The organism is Paucibacter hankyongi (genome assembly GCF_037482915.1).
Classification (GTDB): domain Bacteria; phylum Pseudomonadota; class Gammaproteobacteria; order Burkholderiales; family Burkholderiaceae_C; genus Paucibacter_A; species Paucibacter_A hankyongi.
In genome coordinates this window covers 120027-135235 of record NZ_JBBHJX010000001.1, presented here as the reverse complement: position 1 = coordinate 135235, position 15209 = coordinate 120027, and the positions used below count along the sequence as shown (strand labels likewise).

18 protein-coding genes are annotated in these 15209 nt (G+C 63.6%); 5 read left to right on the top strand and 13 right to left on the bottom strand.

Annotation, left to right across the window (positions count from 1 at the left end; all coding sequences use genetic code 11):
- Nucleotides 1-12 precede the first annotated feature (12 nt).
- Both WG899_RS00565 and WG899_RS00560 read right to left on the bottom strand, forming a co-directional pair.
- Complete coding sequence (locus WG899_RS00565) at nucleotides 13-1422, bottom strand: alpha/beta hydrolase (protein ID WP_339593675.1); 1410 nt, start codon at nucleotides 1420-1422, stop codon at nucleotides 13-15.
- 227 nt (nucleotides 1423-1649) lie between these two features.
- Complete coding sequence (locus WG899_RS00560) at nucleotides 1650-2117, bottom strand: hypothetical protein (RefSeq protein ID WP_339593674.1); 468 nt, start codon at nucleotides 2115-2117, stop codon at nucleotides 1650-1652.
- A 281-nt stretch (nucleotides 2118-2398) separates the two neighbouring features.
- Between WG899_RS00560 and WG899_RS00555 the strand changes: the two genes are divergently transcribed.
- Entirely contained in the window at nucleotides 2399-2848 is a 450-nt protein-coding gene (locus WG899_RS00555) for a GNAT family N-acetyltransferase (protein WP_339593673.1), read from the top strand.
- Between the two features lie 51 nt (nucleotides 2849-2899).
- Here the strand turns inward: WG899_RS00555 and WG899_RS00550 are convergent, their stop codons facing one another.
- The 10 genes from WG899_RS00550 to WG899_RS00505 are packed head-to-tail and all read right to left on the bottom strand — an operon-like array spanning nucleotide 2900 to nucleotide 10885.
- Nucleotides 2900-3736 carry a sulfite exporter TauE/SafE family protein gene (locus WG899_RS00550; RefSeq protein ID WP_339593672.1) on the bottom strand — a complete coding sequence of 279 codons (837 nt, stop codon included), beginning with the start codon at nucleotides 3734-3736 and terminating at the stop codon, nucleotides 2900-2902.
- Nucleotides 3737-3751: 15 nt separating this feature from the next.
- Nucleotides 3752-4375 carry a malonic semialdehyde reductase gene (locus WG899_RS00545; protein WP_339593671.1) on the bottom strand — a complete coding sequence of 208 codons (624 nt, stop codon included), beginning with the start codon at nucleotides 4373-4375 and terminating at the stop codon, nucleotides 3752-3754.
- On the bottom strand, nucleotides 4372-4794 hold the full coding sequence (locus tag WG899_RS00540; RefSeq protein ID WP_339593670.1) for a RidA family protein: 423 nt from the start codon (nucleotides 4792-4794) through the stop codon (nucleotides 4372-4374). The genes WG899_RS00545 and WG899_RS00540 overlap by 4 nt, the downstream gene beginning before the upstream one ends.
- 1 nt (nucleotide 4795) lies before the next feature.
- On the bottom strand, nucleotides 4796-5725 hold the full coding sequence (locus WG899_RS00535) for a dihydrodipicolinate synthase family protein (RefSeq protein WP_339593669.1): 930 nt from the start codon (nucleotides 5723-5725) through the stop codon (nucleotides 4796-4798).
- A gap of 54 nt (nucleotides 5726-5779) precedes the next feature.
- Nucleotides 5780-6712 carry an alpha/beta hydrolase gene (locus WG899_RS00530; protein ID WP_339593668.1) on the bottom strand — a complete coding sequence of 311 codons (933 nt, stop codon included), beginning with the start codon at nucleotides 6710-6712 and terminating at the stop codon, nucleotides 5780-5782.
- Nucleotides 6702-7526, bottom strand: a complete 825-nt coding sequence (locus tag WG899_RS00525) for an ABC transporter ATP-binding protein (protein ID WP_339593667.1) — start codon at nucleotides 7524-7526, stop codon at nucleotides 6702-6704. Before WG899_RS00525 ends, WG899_RS00530 begins: the two co-directional genes overlap by 11 nt.
- 12 nt (nucleotides 7527-7538) lie before the next feature.
- Nucleotides 7539-8282 carry an ABC transporter permease gene (locus WG899_RS00520; protein ID WP_339593666.1) on the bottom strand — a complete coding sequence of 248 codons (744 nt, stop codon included), beginning with the start codon at nucleotides 8280-8282 and terminating at the stop codon, nucleotides 7539-7541.
- Complete coding sequence (locus tag WG899_RS00515; RefSeq protein ID WP_339593665.1) at nucleotides 8279-8854, bottom strand: VOC family protein; 576 nt, start codon at nucleotides 8852-8854, stop codon at nucleotides 8279-8281. The genes WG899_RS00520 and WG899_RS00515 overlap by 4 nt, the downstream gene beginning before the upstream one ends.
- A gap of 37 nt (nucleotides 8855-8891) precedes the next feature.
- On the bottom strand, nucleotides 8892-9887 hold the full coding sequence (locus WG899_RS00510; RefSeq protein ID WP_339593664.1) for an ABC transporter substrate-binding protein: 996 nt from the start codon (nucleotides 9885-9887) through the stop codon (nucleotides 8892-8894).
- 50 nt (nucleotides 9888-9937) lie between these two features.
- Entirely contained in the window at nucleotides 9938-10885 is a 948-nt protein-coding gene (locus WG899_RS00505; protein ID WP_339593663.1) for a fumarylacetoacetate hydrolase family protein, read from the bottom strand.
- A gap of 213 nt (nucleotides 10886-11098) precedes the next feature.
- Between WG899_RS00505 and WG899_RS00500 the strand changes: the two genes are divergently transcribed.
- The gene (locus tag WG899_RS00500) at nucleotides 11099-12049 is read left to right on the top strand and encodes a 2-hydroxyacid dehydrogenase (protein ID WP_339593662.1); all 951 of its coding nucleotides are present in this window, start codon (nucleotides 11099-11101) and stop codon (nucleotides 12047-12049) included.
- 70 nt (nucleotides 12050-12119) lie between these two features.
- Here the strand turns inward: WG899_RS00500 and WG899_RS00495 are convergent, their stop codons facing one another.
- Nucleotides 12120-12590: a VOC family protein gene (locus WG899_RS00495; protein ID WP_339593661.1), complete on the bottom strand. Its 471-nt coding sequence runs from the start codon at nucleotides 12588-12590 to the stop codon at nucleotides 12120-12122.
- A 266-nt stretch (nucleotides 12591-12856) separates the two neighbouring features.
- Here WG899_RS00495 and WG899_RS00490 point away from each other — a divergent pair, with 266 nt between their 5' ends.
- The 3 genes from WG899_RS00490 (at nucleotide 12857) to WG899_RS00480 (ending at nucleotide 15194) form a co-directional block, all read left to right on the top strand.
- On the top strand, nucleotides 12857-13687 hold the full coding sequence (locus tag WG899_RS00490; protein WP_339593660.1) for a GntR family transcriptional regulator: 831 nt from the start codon (nucleotides 12857-12859) through the stop codon (nucleotides 13685-13687).
- A gap of 90 nt (nucleotides 13688-13777) precedes the next feature.
- Nucleotides 13778-14281, top strand: coding sequence for a hypothetical protein (locus tag WG899_RS00485; protein WP_339593659.1), 504 nt, complete (start codon nucleotides 13778-13780; stop codon nucleotides 14279-14281).
- 55 nt (nucleotides 14282-14336) lie between these two features.
- Complete coding sequence (locus WG899_RS00480) at nucleotides 14337-15194, top strand: transporter substrate-binding domain-containing protein (RefSeq protein ID WP_339593658.1); 858 nt, start codon at nucleotides 14337-14339, stop codon at nucleotides 15192-15194.
- The last annotated feature ends 15 nt before the right edge of the window (nucleotides 15195-15209 follow it).

Here is a 15209-nt window from a genome sequence, read left to right as displayed (position 1 = left end):
GGCGCATTCGGTTCAACGAGGTGGAGTGGCTGCTGCCAGTCTTTGTTTGAAGAAAGCCTCAATGTCGGCTCGCATCTCTGGCGTGACGCTGTGGGCGGCACCGGGGTACAAGACAAACTTGGCGTTCAGACCCTGCGCAGCATAAAGCTGGCGTATGCCCTGCCAGCGGGCCAGGGGGGTGCTGCCGAAGTTCTTGAAGATCAGCCGCTCGTCAGCGCTGGAAAAACTGTCCCTGTAGATGACGGCATCGTTCTCATCTTGATCGCCCATATAGATCAAGGCAGCAACGGACTTCAGCGCTTTCAAGCGCAAAGGCTCGCCGCTGACTTTGGCCCAATCGTTCAAGCCAACCGGATAGTTCAAGTGCTGACCTTTGAACTTGGTCACCGGCGCCAAAGGCCAGCCACCGGGCGAGCCGCTGGCCAAGGCTAGGACGCGCTCGGGATGCAGGAACGCGAACCGATTGACGAAAGAGCCCGAAGCCGAAAAGCCAGACATCAACACCTCAGGGGCCGTCACCTGGCCGCGCTGTGCCAGCGTTCGCCGGGCCTCGTCGATCATCGCCAGCAACTGCCGGTCCACGCGCTGCCAAGCGGGCTGGGTATTGAGCAGCGTTGCGCGGCTGAGCGCATGCAGGTAGAGGTTCTCTCCTGAGTTGGCGCTGGCGTCGGCCGGGCGCGGAAACATCGGCACCAGCAGCGCCACGCCCAAGTTCTCGGCAAGTACGATTTGCTGATTCAGTTCGGTGGCGGCAGCGCCCCGCAGCAATTCCAGGTCTTCACTGACGAATCCGCTGTTATTCGGCACCACCAGCAGATGCGGCGCTTTGATCAGCTTGGGTGTGTAGAGGAAGTAGGGCCAATGAAAGCCGCGCGCAGCATCGGCCGCAAACTCTTGGGTGCGCGCCGGGTCGAGCTTTGGCGGAATCTGCGCCGGTCCCTTGACACCCAGCAGCGCCACACCACCGTCGCTGGCGGTGGCATCAAACTCCAGCGCATAGCGACCCGAAGGCAAGTCTTGTGGCAAAGCCACCTCGCCCTGCTGTGCGGCCCAAGTCAGTCGCACAGGGCCTTCTGCGCCGGGGCCGCGAAGTGTGAAGCGGGCTTCACCGCCAAGCGTGGCCATCCAAAGTTGCAAGCGCCGTTCAGACTCATAGGGTGGCAAGATCAGGCTCAGCCGCAGCGCTTCGCCGCCCTTGCCTTTGAGCCCCATGCCTTGGGTCAAATTGAAGCCCTGCTGCACCAGTGCCTGATTGCGACGACGAAGTTCCTGGCGCAAATCCTCCAAGCTCCTCGCTTCCGATGCCTGGGCAGGCGCTGAAGCAGCGGCCGAGCCGGACAGATCGGCCGCCGAGACGCGCGGTGCGGCGACCGCAATGAGCGCGGCCGTGAGGGCGCCAAGATACAGACCTAGGTTTCGCACGTTGAATAGCTTCCCGGCAAGTCGAAGTTCCGGATGCTAGCCGGTCTTCGCCGAGCCAAGAGTTGCAGATCGCGAGGGCCCGATCGCCCAGTGTTGCGTGCGCGTGAGTCGTTGAATGAATGATTCCTTGCTTGGCCTACCCATTCAGCTGGCGGGCAGGTTCGCTGCTTGCTGTGACGTGGTGCATAGCAAGCGGTGGCTGCGTCCAAGGCCAGCTCACAAGCGTTTCAGGGCGAGGTGAAAGAACCTTCGAGATACGCCGCCGCTAAGTCAGAGAGGCCAATGATCTTGTCAGTGGCTTGCCGGTAGAACTTAAAGTTCAGCTCCGTCTCTGGGCGACCGTCGTCCCATTGCGTGAAGCCCTTGAGCTCCATCCGTCCGAACGCGTGCCGAGCAAACGCTGTCCGCGCGACGATGAGGTTGACGCGCGGTGTTTGCCGCTCCACGCCGAGCAAGCGCGGTATGGCCTCGACACTGATGACGAGACCTTTCGCCACCAGACCCTTGCCTGCAGTGTTCTCGCTGTCGAAGATATAAATCGTGTCGCCGGCTGCGATGGCCTTGCCGCCGTACATGGTCTTCTGGCGCAAGAACTGCCATGCCTTGGCCTGCGGGTCGCGGATTTCGGTCTTGATGGCGTAGGTGCTAGGTCTTGCTGTCGGTGTTGTCCGTGGGGCCAGTGGCTTAGCGCTCATATTGCTTGACGGCTATTGGTTGACCTAGGAGGTACGGGGGCGCTCGAGTTTCAGCGACAGGCCCCTGCCGATTGTGGCGAACAAATGCTGCCGGGCGGTACGCGAAGTTTGCTGGTAGCGCCTCAGAGTCAAGGCGGAGACCTATGGCAATATGCTGGGGGTTTGGCGGCTAAGTTGTTCCTCGAGCGGGCCTCCACCAGCTGGCCTAATTCCACTGACTCGCTTTTCTCAGCCTCGCACGGCCACTCAGTGGCGGAGGATCAACTCTAACCTTCCGTGACATGGACTTGATACTCCGCGATCTCCTCCCAGACGAGCAACAGTTCGTATGTGCATGGGCACAGGCTGAGCATTGGCCCGGCCTCGTCAAAGGGAGCACGCTGACCCGAGAGGAGTTTCCGAACATCCTCCATCTCCCCGGGCACATGAGCTTTGCTGTCAGCCTGCAGGGACTGCCGGCCTTTGGGTTCGGGCAGATTTGGTGCGCTCCAAATGGGAGAGCCAATTTGGTTCGAATTCTTGTCGATCCGGCGATGCGTGGCCAAGGCCTAGGCAGGCGCTTGTGCGCTTTGTTGCTGGAGCAAGCATTGCTCTTGCCAAAGGTGACGGAAGTTTTTCTGCGCGTGCGCCGAGACAATGCGCCAGCTGTCGCGGTCTATCGTTCCCTCGGATTTCGCGAGATTCAGGAAGAAAGCAATCCGGACGTGTTGGCGATGGTCTATGGGGACTGAGTTGTCGTTACCCCAGGTAGCGACGGTCGGTCATCCGGTTTAGCCAAGCCATTAGCGCCACATACTCCACAACATCCGGCTGCCCAATAAAAGCAGCAACACCGCAAAGCACTGCTTGAGTCGTGCCACCGGCAGCGCATGGGCCAGCTTGGCGCCAAAGGGGGCGGTCAAAACCGAACCTAGGGCCACGCCGGCCAGGGCCGGCAGGTAGACATAACCCAGATGAAGAGCGGGCAGGGCTTGGGAACCTTGTTGCTCGACCAGATGCAGGCCGTTGAGGATGTAGCCGGTGGCGCCGGCCACGGCGATGGGGAAGCCCAGTGCGGCCGAGGTGGCAATGGCCCGGTGCAGCGGCACCCGGCACCAGCTCATAAAGGGCACCGACACCGAGCCGCCGCCTATGCCCACCAGGCTGGAGAACACGCCAATGCCTGCGCCCACGCCACTCAAGCCCCAAGTGCCCGGCAGCTCGCGGCCAGCCGAGGGCTTCAAGTTGAAGAGCATCTGCAGGCCCACATAGAAGGCAAACACGATGAACACCCCCTTCAGCAGCGGCGTGGACATCTGGCTGGCCACCCAGGTGCCGGCCAGGGTGCCGACCAGCAGCGCCGGGCTCAGGCGCTTGACCAGGCCCCAGTCCACCGCGCCGCGCCGGTGATGGGCGCGAACGCTGGAGACCGAGGTGAACACAATGCTGGCCAGTGAAGTGCCCAGGGCCAGGTGCGCAATGCTGGCCGCATGGGCCTCGCCCCAGGGCAGGGCGCTGAAGATCCACACCAGCATGGGCACGATCACAATGCCGCCGCCCACGCCCAAGAGGCCGGCCAAGACGCCGGTGCAGGCCCCCAGGGCCAGATAGGCCGCCAGCTCGCTCATCCCAACTCCCATCGCAATCTCCATCATTCACAACACCTTGCAGGCTTGATCAAAACTCAGGCGCGGTAAGCGACCAAACAGCGCCGCAGGGTCACCATAGCCCAGATTGCAGATGAAATTGATCGCCAGTTGCTCGCCCGCATCATTGTTCGAACCCGAGCCAGTGCCGAAGAACTCGGCCTCGACCCCTTCGGCGTCGAAGCCCGACATGGGGCCGCAGTCCAGCCCCAGGCCGCGCGCGGCCAGCATCAGGTAAGCGCCTTGCAGGCTGCTGTTGCGAAAGGCGGTAGCCTCGCGCAGGGCGGGGTTGGCGTCAAAGATGCCGCGGGCCGTGGGGCGGTGCGGAAACAGATCCGGCAGGCGCTTTTGAAACTGCCGGTCATAGGCCAGCAGCACCGTCACCGGCGCGCAGCGGGTCTTCTCCACATTGCCGGGCAGCAGATGCGGCAACAGCCGCGCCTGCGCTTGCGGTGTGCACAAAAACAGCAGGCGCAGTGGCGCGCAGTTCATGCTGGTGGGCCCCATCTTCAGCTGTGCATAGAGCTCCTGCAGCAGCTCGGGCGCCACGGGCCGGTCCAGCCAGCCGTTGTGGCTGCGAGCCTCACTGAACAGCTGGCGCCAGGCGGCGGGGTCAAGTCTTGACTCGCTCATGGCGTTGCTGCCACGTCCATCGCCGCGCAAAACGCCGTGGCGGTGATTTCGATGCGCATATGCGGGTGCGGCAGCTGGTGCACGGCCACCGTGGTCCGGGCCGGGCCGCTGGCTTCGTTGAACACCTCGGCATAAGCGCCGTTATAGGCCTCGAAGTCGCGCATATCGGTCAGGTAGCAGGTCAGGCTGACGCAGTCGCTCAGCGCCGCGCCGGCCTCCTGCAAGGCCTTGCGCATCTTTTCGATCACGACGCGGGTTTGCAGGGCGACGTCGATCTGCAGCTCGCCATCGGTCAGTTGCGTCACGCCGGCGCAGCCGCCATCGGCCTGGCGGGCGCTCATGCCGGACAAGAACAACCAGTCGCCGCAGCGGCGCAGGCTGGGGTAGGCGCCCAAGGGGCGGATGCGGTCTTCGATCATGTCAGCGCGCCGCCAAGGAGAAGCCAACAGCGGCCAGATCCGCCTGCAACTGGGCGGCCTGCTCGGCCGAGAGCGGCTGCAGCGGCGGGCGCACGCGCCGCCAGGCCGAATCGCTCAAGCCCCGGGCCAACACCTCCTTCAAGGCCGCAATCATCGGCAGGGCCTGGACGATTTTGCGAACGCCGTCCACCTCGGCCTGCATTGCTGCACCCTTGGGGCTGTTCCACTCAGTCACCAAGCGGCTGATGCGGCCGGGGTTGATATTGACCGTGGCCGAGATGCAGCCGCGCGCGCCCAGCGGCCGGGTCTTGGAGATCAAGCTCTCGGAGGCTGGGAAGATTTCCAGCGTGGGGAAGCGGCTCAGCATGGCGTTCAGGTTGTCCCAGTCGCCCGAGCTGTCTTTGATGCCGACCACGGTGCCGGGGAAGTCGCGCAACAGGCGCTCGATCACCGCGTGGCTGATGGGCACGCCGCTGAGCGCGGGGATGTGATACAGGTAGAGCTTGAGCCGCGAATCGCCAATGCGCGCGATCACATCGGCGTAGTAGCTATAGAGGCCATCGTCGCTGATGCCTTTGTAGAAAAAAGGCGGCAGCATCAGCACGCCGGCACAACCCAGCTGTAGCGCCTGACGGCTCAAATGAGCGGCTTCGGGCGCGGCGCAAGCGCCGGTGCCGGGCAGCATGCGCGAGGGCGGCAGTCCGGCTTCCACCAGCTGGGCCAGCAGGCCCATGCGCTCGGTGGCACTCATTGAATTGGCTTCGCTATTGGTACCAAAAGGGGCCAGGCCCGCGCCTTCGCTGATCAGCCAGCGGCAATGCTGGATGAAGCGGGGCACGTCGGGGCTGCCGTCGGGCAGGAAGGGCGTAACGACAGGCGCGAACGCGCCCGTCAGTCCGCCGCTCGTTGAGAGCTGGGCGTCTGATTGCATGGGGATGACTCCAAGAGGAAAAAGAGAAAGGGCAGGCGCGCGGCCTTGTGGCCCCTATGAAGGGCAGGGCGGCAGGCCGGCCGCAAAGTCCAGCAGCTGCTGGCCGAACAGGCGGTCTTCGTCGCCAATGTCCAGATGCGCCACGATGGAGGTGTGGTTGTGTTCAGGCACGCAGATCAGGCGCGGGATGCGCCCCAGCGCCAGGCCGGCGCGGTGGCAGAACTCGGCCGCATACACATCCAGCCAAGGGTTCTCAAACTCGGCCACGGCCAGCAGCGTGGGTACCTTCAGGCGCGCCGCATGGCTGACGGCCGAGCCGGCCTCATAAGCGGCCGGGTCATCGCCAAAGTAGGCACGCACCCCAGCGGCGTTCGGGTTGTCGGCGCGCACATCGGCGCGCAGGCGTGCACTGATCAAGACGGCGCCGGCAATCTCGGCTTGTGGCGGCGCACACAGCGGATCGCACACATAACTGGCCACATGCGCGCCACCGGAGGAATGGCCGATCAAGACGATGCGCTGTGCATCGCCGCCCAAGCGCTCTGCATGCGCGCGCACCCAGCGCACCGCCGCGGCCACGTCCTGTGCGCCAGCCGGATAGGGTGCCTCGGGCGCCAGCCGGTACTCAACGTTCACCCCCAGATAGCCATGGCGGGCGAAGAGGCGCGGCACATTGCCATAGACCTGCGCATTGCTGTCTTTTTGCCCGCGCAAGAAGGCTCCGCCATGGACGAAGACCATGATGGGCAAGCGGGCGTCGGGGGTAAGCGCGGCGGCCGGCTGATACACATCCAGCACCTGTCGGGCGTGCTCGCCATAGGCCAGATCGCGGCTGACCTGCAGGCCGGCCAGCGGCCGCGCCGCCAGCAGCGGTGTGTAGGCGCGCACCACTTGCTCGCGGTGTGCATTGATGTCTTGCGCCCAAATCGGGCCGATGCGCTGCAAGAGCGTGGCCGGCGATTCAGCGGCGAGCGCTTCAGTGCCCATCGGCAAACACGCCCATCAGGCTGGAGAGTTTGGCGATGTATTCGCCATAGCGCGGGTCGGCCTTGATCTCGGCCGGGTGGCGCGGGCGCGGCAGGTCGATCTTGATTTCTTCGATGACGCGGCCCGGCCGGCCCGACATCACGACAACGCGGTCCGACAGGAATACCGCCTCGGCAATGCTGTGGGTGACCAGCAGCACGGTCTGGCGCAGTTCTTGCCAGATGCGCAGTAACTCGACATTCAGGCGGTCTCGGGTCAGCGCGTCGAGCGCGCCAAAGGGTTCGTCCATCAGCAGGATCTGCGGGTCCAGCGCCAGGATCTGGCCGATGGCAGCGCGCTGGCGCATGCCGCCGGACAGCTGGTGCGGGTGATGGTTCTCAAAACCCTTCAGGCCCAGGGTTTCGGTCAGCTGCGCCAGCTTGGCCGCCAGCTCGGTCTCGGGCAGTTTGCGCAGCTTGGCGCCCAGCGCCATGTTTTGCGCTACCGTCAGCCAGGGCAGCATATTGCTGCTCTGGAACACCACGCCGATCTCGGGGCTGGGGCCTTTGACCACGCGTTGATTGACCAGGACCTGCCCGCCTTGGTAGGGCGTCAGCCCTGCGACGATGCGCAAGAGCGTGCTCTTGCCGCAGCCGCTGGGGCCGAGGATGGAGACGAACTCGCGCGGGGCAACGGTCAGGTCCACCTCTTCCAGGGCCTTGACCAATTGCTTGCCCGCGAAGGTTTTCAAGACCTGGCGCACCTCGATGGCAGGTGCTGCTGTGGAGCTTGCGGACGCCGCGAGCGTCTGGGGGGATGGGGATGCCATATTCATGGGACGCATGACTCAGAAGGAAATGCCACGCCACCAGACGGCGCGCGCCAAGCGCTCGACCAGCCAGTACAAGAACACGGCCAGGGCGGTGATCACCAAGATGGCGGCAAACATCAAATCGGTTTGCGCGTTCGCGGTGGCCAGGGTCATCAAATGGCCCAGGCCTTCTTCGGCGCCGATGAACTCACCGACGATGGCGCCAATCACTGCCAAGGGCATGGCGATCTTGATGCCGTCGACAAAGGCGGGCAGGGCGGCCGGCACTTGCAGGCGCCAGAAGCGGTCCCAGCGCGAGGCACCGAGCGCGTGGAAATGCTCATCCAGATTGATGGGCACATTGGCCATGCCGCCCAGCGTGGCCACCACCACCGGGAAGAAGGCGAACAAAAAGGTCGAGGCCAATTTGGACGCAAAGCCATAGCCGAACCAGACAATCATCAGTGGCGCCAAAGCGATCTTGGGCATGCTTTGCAGCGCGGTGATCAGCGGGTACAGCGTGCGCCGCGCCAAGGGGCTGAGGTGAATCAGCACTCCCATCAACACCCCGCCCAGCACGGCGGCAGCAAAGCCCACGACCACTTCCAAGAGCGTGACCCAAGTTTCGTTGAGCAGCATCTCGCGTTGCTCCCAGCCGGCCGCCAGCACCGCGCTCAGCGGCGGCAGCAGATAGCGGCGCACACCCAGGTAGCCAACGCCGTATTCCCACAGCGCGGCCAGCAGGCCCCAGAAGATCAGCGTTTCGAGGCCGCGCTTCATGTGGCTTCCGGCTCTGTGCTGTTGGCGACGGCAGGCTGGCCGCTCTTGGCCGCCACCACGGCAGCCGGTGGCGGCACCACAAAGCGAGCAAAGCGGTACTGGTCAAAGGAGTCGATATTGCGCTCCCAAACCTTGGACTCATAGGGCTGCTCGGGCGTGATCTGTGTCATCTCGCAATACAGCTCGACGTTGTTGCCGTCCGGGTCTTTGAAGACCAGAAACAGGTTCTCGCCGGGGCCATGCTTGCCGATGCCGCGCACGATTTCGATGCCGCGTGCCTGCAAAATTTTGACCGCACGCTCCATCTCGGCGACGTCATCCACCAAGTAGGAAAAGTGCTCGAGCCCTGGGCGGTTGTAGCGCGGCAGGTCTTCAAAGTCTGAGCCGGCCGGCAGTTGCGAGAGCGCCAGATCGTGGTGGTCGCTGCCGGCGCGCAGGAAGACCATCTGGTCGCTGATCCAGTCGGAAACGGTCAGCCCCATCACCTCGGTATAGAACTGCACCGACTTGTGGATGTCGCGCACCATCAGAACCAGGTGGCCGAGCTTGCGGGGCTTGATGCGGTCGCTCATGGGAGTTCCTTCAATCCTTGTTCTTCGAGCCGCACCGTCAGTCGACGATGAAGCGATTGGTGTAGACCTCGCCGCCGCGCACAGCGGCGGTGACCTGAAAAGCCTGCTTGGCAAATTCGATGGTGCCGTGCATGCGGTCGGCGCGGATGTAGCCGGTGGCTTTGTTGTCGGCGCCGGGGTCGCTGATGATGGCCAGCGTTTCCTTGATCTGCGCCAGCAGAATCGGCTTGGCCATCAGCTTGTTGCTGGCGGCGATCAGGTCCACCGCTTCGGCAGGGTTCTGGCGCATGTACTCATAGCCCTTGTAGGTGGCGCGCACAAAGCGCTTCACCAGATCGGGGTTGCTGTTGATCAGCTTTTCGCTGGTGACGATGCCGTTGCCGTAAATGTTCAGATTGAAGTCGCGGTAACGCAGGGCGCCCAGGGTCTTGCCCTCGCGCTGCACCAGCGCGTCGAGCAGCGGCTTGTTGGCGCCCTCCCAGCATTCCGCGAGGTCGATCTTGCCTTCCAGAAACGAGGGGTTGATCACCGACGGGTCCAGGCGCAAGAGCTTCACATGGGTGGCCGGCAGGCCGTTCGCCGCCAGCCAGGCCGGCACGATGTTTTGCAAGGGCGAGGCCGCGCCGCCGCCTATGCTCAGGCCCTTCAGGTCGGCCAGCTTGCTGATCTTCTTCTTGGGGTTTTCCAAGAAGCACAGCGCTGCCGGCCAGACCGTGTTGATCGCGCCCACCATCACCGTCTTGCCGCCGCTGGCCCGGTTCAGCATCACGCTGATCGGGTCGCCATAACCAAACTCGAACAAGCCTTGGTCGATTTCATTGACCGTGCGCTGGCCGCCATAGCCGCGCTGCGTTTGCAGCTCAATGCCGGCCTCGCTGTAAAAGCCCTTGGCTGCGGCGACCAGCACGCCGCCGGTGCTGCCCTGCGGCAACCAGGCGAGGTTGAAGCGCACCTTGTCCAGGGCCATGGCTTGCGCGCAGCTCAGCATCAAACCGGCGCAAAGCAGGCTGGTTCGCCAGAAAGTCTTCCTCATGCGTGTCCCCTCTTGTTGTTCTCAAGCTTGCGGCGGCAGGCGGCTTGAGCCTAGCCGAGCGCCACTGCGGCCTCGGCGGCGACCACCCGGTTGCGGATGCTGCCAATGCCGTCAATGCTGGCAATCATCACATCTCCCGGCTGGAGGAAGACGCCGCGCGCCATGCCGACCCCGGTTGGCGTACCGGTGACGATCAAATCACCCGGCCGCAAGGTCAGCATTGAAGACAAATATGCGATCTGTTCGGCGATGTTGAAAATCATGCCGGCGGTGCTGTCGTCTTGCATCATTTGCTCGTTGACCTGCAAGCGCATGCGCAGCTGCTGCGGGTCTGCAATGCAGTCGCGCGGCACCAGCCAAGGGCCCATGGGTCCGAAGGTGTCGAAGCTCTTGCCGCGGAACCAATCGTGGGTGAAGGGGTAGTCGCTGCGGCGGTTCAAGTCGCGGGCGCTGATGTCGTTGAAGACGGTGTAGCCGGCAATCACTTCATGCGCCTGCTCGACCGAGACATGGCGGCACTCCTTGCCGATGACCACGCCTAGCTCCACCTCCCAGTCCAGCTTTTGCGTGGTGGCCGGTTTGATCACATCTTGCTCGGTGGCGATGACGCTGCTGTCTGCCTTCATGAAGACATAGGGCGAGCTTTCGCTGCGCGGCGCCAGCTCGGTGCCCATTTCCTTGGCGTGTTCGTAGTAATTGGAGGCGGCGCCAAAGATGCGGCCAGGGCGGTAGGGCGTGCACAGGCGGTAGTCGGCCGTGTTCAGTGCGGTCAGCTCTCCGCTGCCGAGCAGGGCCGCGGCGCGTTCGGCCAAAGAGGCAATGGCCTCGGCGCTGTGCGGCCATTGCTCCACCGCGTTTTGTACGCCGTCGCGCAGCGGGTGCTCGCTGATGCCGCAGGCCTGCAGCGTGGCGGCGACGTCATACAGGCGCTCATTCAGCACCAGGGCAGGGCGGGGGCCAAGGCCCGCATCGTAGGAGGCGAGTGCATACCAGTTCATTGGCGTTCCATTCTTGTTCGTGCGGAGGTTTGAGGCCTGACCAGACTTGACTTGCTGAGTTCAATCGAGGTGGTCTTGCTTGCGGTGTATGCATACAATAACATTGCCGTGTATACATAACAAGTGATTCAGGGTATCTCCTGAGTCCGAGGGCGCCACAGTCCTGCAGCAAAAGCTGCGCAAGACGGTGGCCGCCAAACTGGAGAAGCCAAGATGCTCGAACCACAACGCCCTGCGCTGCTGATCTTGATTCCGCTGCCTACCCCCTTCGTGGCGCAGTTAGCGCAGCACTACCGTGTGATCGAAGCCTTTGAGGGCCCGAGCGCGGCACTTTGGTTGCGCTTGCGCGGCCAGTCGGTGGGGGCGGTGCTCAGCAATGGCAGCGTTGGCTTGTCGGCCGATCAGATGGATGCGCTGCCGGGCTTGCGCTTGGTCAGCGCGTTTGGCGCGGGCTATGAAAGTATTGACCTGGCGGCGGCGCGCCAACGCGGCATCCAGGTCAGTCATGCCCCGGGCATCAACAACGCGACCGTGGCCGACCACGCCTTGATGCTGATGTTGGCCTTGGCGCGCGGCATCGTGCCGCTGGACCGCGCGGTCAAGTCGGGCGCGTGGCTCAGCAGCCGGACTGAGCGGCCAACGCTGAACGGCCGTCGCCTGGGGCTGGTGGGCATCGGCAATATCGGCCAACAAATTGCGCGCCGCGCCTCGGGCTTTGATATGGACGTGGCCTATCACGCCCGCAGCGCGCGCCTTGAGTTGGCCTATCGGCATGAGGCCGATCTGCTGGCCCTGGCCGAGTGGGCCGACTATCTGGTGTTGGCTTGCCCCGGTGGAACTGCCACGCGGCATCTGATCAAGCGCCCGGTGCTGCAAGCGCTGGGTCCGCAGGGCTTTATCGTCAATATCGCCCGCGGCTCGGTGCTGCACACCGGCGACCTGATCGCCGCGCTGCAGGCCGGCGAAATTGCCGGTGCCGGTTTGGATGTGTTGGAGGGCGAGCCCGAGGTGCCGGCCGAACTCTGCAGCATGCCCCAGGTGCTGTTGACGCCGCATGTGTCCGGCCGGTCGCCGGAAGCGCAGCGGGCTCAACTGGCGTGCCTGATGGCCAATTTGGCCGCATGCTTTGCAGGCCAGGCGCTGCCTAACGCGGTGCCCAACTGACCAGGCCTTGCGCCGGAGGGCGGCGGTTTTTGGCCGGTCAGATAAGGGCGCCGAGTCCGGCGCCCTGGCTTCAGAGACCTTCCCGGTTCGCTTTCAAATCGGGGTGACGCAAGGCCGGTGCTTCCGAGGCGCCGACCACATCCTTGGCGGCGCCGCCCCAGCCGTGGTCGGTCAGGTCGATGATGACGCCGTTCGGGTCTTTGTACTTCACCTCATAGAAGATATTGCCCTTCACCGGCACTTCGCCCATGTAGTATCTGCCACCGGCGGCTTCGCAGTCTTGGCGGGCCTGGCCGATTTCGTCGACCCAGAAGCCGATGTGGTGCAGGCCCACATAGTCGCGCCCGCGCTCGCCGGCGGCCTGGTCGGTCTTGTAGTTCAGCAGTGCGACGCACATCACGCCGTCGCTCAGGTAGACGCCGCGCGCCAGGGAGGAGTCGGTTTCGCCGACCTTCTTCATGCCGAAGGCTTGTTCGTAAAAGGGCGCGACGGCCCAGGGATCGGGAACAGAAATCGCGAGATGACGCAGCTTGCCAGCCATGAAGGCCTCCGTTTGAAAAGATGTCTTGGGGACGTTTGAAGTGGATGTGTGCGGAGCTGGCTTGCCTGAGTGCATGCCTTGCTGCGCAGCGCCGGTCGCTCTGACTTGAGCATTTGGCACAGGTTGCATGTATACATCAAACAATATGTGTATGCAACAATGCACTTGGTCATTTCAGTTGTGCCTGTCACCGCTAGAATCTCGCGCAACACAAGGCTTGCCGGCCCGGCCCAAATCCGTAACGCCAAAACACAGCAGGGACTTTCATGGGAAATGCATCGTCAGGCATCTGCCGCAGCCTTACCGAGGACATCGTCAGCGGCAAGTTGCCGCCGGGGCAAAAGCTAGAGGAGCTGGTGCTGGCCGAGCGCTTTCAGGTCTCGCGCACGCCGATCCGCGAGGCCCTGCGCGAGTTGCATGCGCGCGGCTTGATCGACCTGCAGCCCCGCAAAGGCGGCATCGTGCGCAGCATCGGCTTGGCGGACCTGTCCGACATGCTGGAGGCGATGGTGGAGCTGGACGCGCTGTGCTGCCGCATCAGCGCCGAGCGCATGAGCGCGGTGCAGAAGAAGCAGCTGGCCATGGTGCAGCAGCAAAGCGAAGACTGTGTGGCGCGTGGTGATGAGGCCGGCTATCTGCAGTTGAATCACCAGTTTCACCAATTGATCAGCGCCGGCGCGCAGAACCGTTCGTTGACGGCCATGCTCGACGGGCTGCGCGAGCGGCTCGCGCCCTTCCGCGCCGCGCAGACCAAGGTGGAGCGGCGCCTGTCGGTCTCGCACGACGAACACCAAGCCATCTTGGCCGCGATTCAGGCCGGCAACGCCGAGGCCTCGTACGAGGCCATGCGCAATCACACGGCACGGCTCAGCATCAATGTGATCGATCTATTGCGTCAGCAGCAGGAAGGTGCGGCGGCGCAGCCAGCGGCAGCGACGCCAGCGCAAGACAGCCCGAGCAAGGCGGCCAAGATGGCCAAGGCGGCCAAAGCGCCAAGCCGGGCCGGCAAGACGAGCAAGGCCGCGCCAAAGGCGGCGGTGCCCGCGGTGAAGACGCGCGCTAAGCCGGCTGTAAAGCAGCCGCGCAAAACCGCCTGAATTGGTGCTGTAAGTAAACGGCCTGAATTTGATGCCTGAGTGCGCGCCAAGCGGTACGCCGCGCAGACACTCGAGCCTGGAACCCCAATCATGATGATGATCGACAAATTTGAAAATATCGTGGCCACCCTGCTCGAGGAAGAGGGCTTTTGGGTGCGCCGGTCCTTCAAGGTGAACGTCACGCTGGAAGAGAAAAAGCAGATCGGCAAGCAGTCCAGCCCGCGCCCCGAGATCGACATGCTGGCCTTTCATCTGGGGCGCAATGAGCTGCTGGCCTTGGATGTCAAGGCTTATCTCGACTCTCCCGGTGCCAAGCTGGCGCAGTTGCAGGAAGAGCATGAGGTGCCGGCCGGGCGCTTCAAGCTCTTCACCTCCGAGCGCTACCGTCAGATCGTCTTGAACCGTTTGAAGCAAGATTTGATGGCGCAGGGCATGGCCAATGCCGAGACGGTCGTTCGCCTGGGCATGGTGGCCGGCAAGGTCAACCAAGGGCAGAGCGAGGCGATCCGTGAGCACATGCAGGCGCGGCAGTGGCTGTTCTGGTCGCCGGATGATGTCAAGGCCAAGGTGGCGGCGCGCCAGCAACACAGCTGAGGCGACAGCCACCCAACTGACTTTGCCCGCCCGGCTTATTCGCTAGGATGGCGACATGCCCGACCATGCACTCGCCCTGATCGCCAAGCCTGGCCTGCTGCCGCGCTTGCGCCGCTCGTGCCTGCTGGGCTTGTCGGCGCTGGTGGCTGGCTTTGCCCATGCAGCGGCGCCCGATCCCGCGTTGCCATTGCCTGCATCGGCGGCGGCATCTTCCAGCACGCCGAGCGCTGCGCCGGTTTTTTTGATGGGCACCGAGACCTTCGAGAACAGCTATGTCGGGATCTGGCTGCGCTTGGTCTATGCGGAAGCCTTCAAACGTTTGGGTGTGCCCTATCGGGCCTCCGCAGCGCCTTTGAAGCGCGTGGACCTGATGGCCGAAACCGGCCGCATCGATGGTGATATGTCGCGCGCGCCGGCCTATGGGGCAGCGCACCCCGAGATGATTGCGGTGGACTTCTCGCTGCAGGACGTGGTGTTCTCCATCTACGCCACTCGGCCCATTGAGGCCATCAAGCGCATCGAGGATTTGCAGGCGTCTTCCTTGCACGGCGTCTACACCCGTGGCACGGTGTTTTGTGAGAACTTGATGAAGACCTTCCCCGAGGGGCGGGTCACGGCGGTGACCTCGATCAAAAATGGTCTTGCCATGCTGGGTGCCGCGCATGCAGGCTTTCTGTGCGCCAGCAGCTCTTCGGTGCTCAATTATCAAAACTCGGTCGTGCTGGGCAGCGGGGTGACTCTGGTCAAGTTGTTTGACCTGGGGGCGCCCGTGCCCTTGCGGCCCTATTTGCTGAAGAAGCATGCCGCCTTGGCGCCGCAGCTGGCCGAGACCTTGCGGCGCATGAAGGCCGAGGGCTTGTTGGAACAATATTGGGTCGAGGCCAAGGTCAAGGCCTTGGCTGCGAAGGAGTAGAAGAAGGCGGCGCGG

Coding starts and splice junctions, on each gene's coding strand:
- WG899_RS00495 (WP_339593661.1), bottom strand. CDS start 12,590: ATGGCTGGCAAGCTGCGTCATCTCGCGATTTCTGTTCCCGATCCCTGG.
- WG899_RS00535 (WP_339593669.1), bottom strand. CDS start 5,725: ATGCAATCAGACGCCCAGCTCTCAACGAGCGGCGGACTGACGGGCGCG.
- WG899_RS00520 (WP_339593666.1), bottom strand. CDS start 8,282: ATGAAGCGCGGCCTCGAAACGCTGATCTTCTGGGGCCTGCTGGCCGCG.
- WG899_RS00540 (WP_339593670.1), bottom strand. CDS start 4,794: ATGATCGAAGACCGCATCCGCCCCTTGGGCGCCTACCCCAGCCTGCGC.
- WG899_RS00480 (WP_339593658.1), top strand. CDS start 14,337: ATGCCCGACCATGCACTCGCCCTGATCGCCAAGCCTGGCCTGCTGCCG.
- WG899_RS00490 (WP_339593660.1), top strand. CDS start 12,857: ATGGGAAATGCATCGTCAGGCATCTGCCGCAGCCTTACCGAGGACATC.
- WG899_RS00555 (WP_339593673.1), top strand. CDS start 2,399: ATGGACTTGATACTCCGCGATCTCCTCCCAGACGAGCAACAGTTCGTA.
- WG899_RS00545 (WP_339593671.1), bottom strand. CDS start 4,375: ATGAGCGAGTCAAGACTTGACCCCGCCGCCTGGCGCCAGCTGTTCAGT.
- WG899_RS00485 (WP_339593659.1), top strand. CDS start 13,778: ATGATGATGATCGACAAATTTGAAAATATCGTGGCCACCCTGCTCGAG.
- WG899_RS00510 (WP_339593664.1), bottom strand. CDS start 9,887: ATGAGGAAGACTTTCTGGCGAACCAGCCTGCTTTGCGCCGGTTTGATG.
- WG899_RS00505 (WP_339593663.1), bottom strand. CDS start 10,885: ATGAACTGGTATGCACTCGCCTCCTACGATGCGGGCCTTGGCCCCCGC.
- WG899_RS00515 (WP_339593665.1), bottom strand. CDS start 8,854: ATGAGCGACCGCATCAAGCCCCGCAAGCTCGGCCACCTGGTTCTGATG.
- WG899_RS00500 (WP_339593662.1), top strand. CDS start 11,099: ATGCTCGAACCACAACGCCCTGCGCTGCTGATCTTGATTCCGCTGCCT.
- WG899_RS00525 (WP_339593667.1), bottom strand. CDS start 7,526: ATGAATATGGCATCCCCATCCCCCCAGACGCTCGCGGCGTCCGCAAGC.
- WG899_RS00560 (WP_339593674.1), bottom strand. CDS start 2,117: ATGAGCGCTAAGCCACTGGCCCCACGGACAACACCGACAGCAAGACCT.
- WG899_RS00550 (WP_339593672.1), bottom strand. CDS start 3,736: ATGGGAGTTGGGATGAGCGAGCTGGCGGCCTATCTGGCCCTGGGGGCC.
- WG899_RS00530 (WP_339593668.1), bottom strand. CDS start 6,712: ATGGGCACTGAAGCGCTCGCCGCTGAATCGCCGGCCACGCTCTTGCAG.